Source organism: Streptomyces chattanoogensis (genome assembly GCF_001294335.1).
Classification (GTDB): Bacteria; Actinomycetota; Actinomycetes; order Streptomycetales; family Streptomycetaceae; genus Streptomyces; species Streptomyces chattanoogensis.
The window spans coordinates 1-403 of sequence record NZ_LGKG01000076.1 but is presented as its reverse complement, the minus strand read 5'-3'; the positions used below and the strand labels follow the sequence as shown (position 1 = coordinate 403).

Below are 403 nucleotides of genomic sequence, written 5' to 3'. Positions count from 1 at the left end.
GGTTGGTGCCGGGGTCGCCCCAGCCGTCCCATGAGCGGGTGGTTTTGATCTGGGCGAGGGCGTCGGTGTGGTCGGGGTTGACGCTGTGCAGCAGCAGGTCGGGGGTGGCGAGCATCCACCGGTGTTCGGGGTGCCGGTACAGGCCGCCGGGCTTGACGACGTATTCGGGGTGGTTCTCGGCGAACTTGTCGGCGATGGTCCGTTCGTGCCGGAGACCCCACTCCATCGCTTCGGTCTGTTCGACGGCGGTGCCGAGTTGGCGGCGCCAGTAGTAGGAGAACGGGGAGTCTCGGGGGCTGATGCCGAGGACGGCGGCGATGTCGGAGGCGCCGATGCCGGTGTCGCGTGTGGCGAGCCACTGGTTGCGGTTGGCGCGGATTTGTTCGTCGGTGAGGACGAGTTC

At 68.0% G+C, this 403-nt stretch carries 1 protein-coding gene; it reads right to left on the bottom strand.

All coding sequences use genetic code 11. The features are described 5' to 3' along the window. Nucleotides 1–403 (bottom strand): YqaJ viral recombinase family protein (locus tag ADL29_RS10280; RefSeq protein ID WP_211274280.1); only part of this gene is annotated, 403 nt, incomplete at both ends.